The following is a 1,661-nucleotide window of genomic DNA, read 5'->3' on the forward strand; positions in this document are numbered from 1 at the left end:
CCGCTGGCCGTGACCCGTTCAACCGCCTCCCGCTTGAACGCCTCTGGAAACACCCGACGCCGTGCGCCCATCGAACACTCCTGTGAAGCTCGCCAAAGCTAGCATGGGTGTCCACCAAAACGGGGGAAGATCACCCCGCCGTCCCGCTGAAGCCGTTTCAGCTTAGCCACGTTCTCCGGAGTTTTCTCCCGCTCGAGCAGAGCGGCGTATGCGATGCCCTCCGTCGTCTCCACGCGCCTCACCGCGGCTCCTGACCGCTCGATCCAGGCGAGGATTTCACGCGCAAACGGCTTGTCGGGATGACGATGGCACGCCTCGTACTCCACCATGTCCACGATCACGATCTGCCGGTTGGAGAGGCGCATGGTATCGAGCAGGCCGGCCGCGGCTAGGCGCAGGAGAGGCCCCGCGTCCGCGATCACCACCAGGCGCTCCAGCTCGTCGAATGCCACCGGCACGGCGCCCTACTCCTTGCGGCCTCTGACCCATCAAGGGGAGGCCATCGCCAGCTGCAGGAGCGGCCGCTCCTGCAGGCCGAGCGCATTGCAGGCCTCGACCCAATCCGCCTCATCTTCCTCGGTCACTTCGTCCCATTCAACGTCGTCGGGCCAGAGGCCGCACTTCCCCCACCCCTGACTATGCAGCATGTCCGCCAGCGCCCAGGCCGGACGAAGAACCCGCACGGAAACGCGCTCGCGGTGGACGCCCTTCTCGATGGTGGCGAACCACGTGTCGGGATGCGGCACGATCTCATAGGGCTCGACCTGGAAGACCGAATGGCTGGCTTTGACGGCCACAGTCGGGCGCGCCGGGATTTGCGTGGTCCAGCCGGACTGGCGCAACGATTCAACCCCGAAGATCACTGCGGAGGGCATGGCCTTGACCACGGCCAGCTCCCAATCCGGGTACTGGCTCTTCACCAGGTTTGCGAACACGTCGCTATGCCCGCCCAGCCCCTTCACCAGGCCGCGCCGCTTCCACAGGTAGAGATATTGGGACGCCGTCTTAGAGGTCCACTGGAAGCGGACCGTCAGGTCGGCCCCGCGAAAGACCGCCGGCAGGCTCTGCAGCCGCTCAAGGGCGGAGATGTTTTGGCGCTTCGCCATCGGCACGCCGCATCTTTCTCTAAAAATTCATAGATAAATTATGCCGGTGCGTCGCCCTTCTCAATGCCCCGGCGCTCGACCACGCACGTCTCGAGCGGTTCGCCGCAGATCACCTCATCGATGGCGGCGAGGGTGTACCAGTGGTGGTTCAGGTGGCGATGGAACATGGCGGCTCGCCTCCGCAGTTCGGCTGGGTTTGGATACCAAACACTTAGCATTGCCAGTAGCGGATGGGATATTGGTCGTGCCGAAGCTCTGGCTGCACAATGCGTTTGCCATAGGCGCCAACGTACCACTTGCAGATATCCTGTGGCGCTTCGTAGCCCTTGAAGCCCCAACGATGGGCTTCCGATCCGTCCGCATACTCAATCTCGGGGAAATTTTCGCGAGTGGCCTGAAGCCATTCTTCGGCAACATAGGCGCCGAGTACGACACCTCTCAAAACCGCGAGAATGAAATCGGCCTTTTCAGCCCGCGCTTTGTTGATGCGCCAACAATACCTAACCAAATTGTATATTTCAGAGCGATCGTGTCTATTCTCAAGTTTGCGAATGT

General features: G+C 62.0%; 4 protein-coding genes. 1 reads left to right on the forward strand and 3 read right to left on the reverse strand.

Annotated elements, in window-relative coordinates:
- Positions 1 to 98: 98 nt before the first annotated feature.
- Genes EJ105_RS27545 through EJ105_RS27950 form a run of 3 tightly spaced genes read right to left on the reverse strand, consistent with a single transcriptional unit; the run spans position 99 to position 1,273 of the window.
- Positions 99 to 458, reverse strand: coding sequence for a hypothetical protein (locus tag EJ105_RS27545; protein WP_250168874.1), 360 nt, complete (start codon positions 456 to 458; stop codon positions 99 to 101).
- A gap of 30 nt (positions 459 to 488) precedes the next feature.
- On the reverse strand, positions 489 to 1,112 hold the full coding sequence (locus EJ105_RS27550) for a hypothetical protein (RefSeq protein WP_250168875.1): 624 nt from the start codon (positions 1,110 to 1,112) through the stop codon (positions 489 to 491).
- Positions 1,113 to 1,144: 32 nt separating this feature from the next.
- Positions 1,145 to 1,273, reverse strand: a complete 129-nt coding sequence (locus tag EJ105_RS27950) for a hypothetical protein (RefSeq protein ID WP_284145672.1) — start codon at positions 1,271 to 1,273, stop codon at positions 1,145 to 1,147.
- A gap of 77 nt (positions 1,274 to 1,350) precedes the next feature.
- On the opposite strand from EJ105_RS27950, the gene EJ105_RS27555 reads away from it, so the two are divergent.
- Positions 1,351 to 1,661: hypothetical protein (locus tag EJ105_RS27555; RefSeq protein ID WP_250168876.1), on the forward strand; the 311-nt coding region annotated here is incomplete at its 3' end.

This window comes from Xanthobacter aminoxidans (assembly GCF_023571765.1).
In the GTDB taxonomy this organism is placed as follows: Bacteria; Pseudomonadota; Alphaproteobacteria; order Rhizobiales; family Xanthobacteraceae; genus Xanthobacter; species Xanthobacter aminoxidans.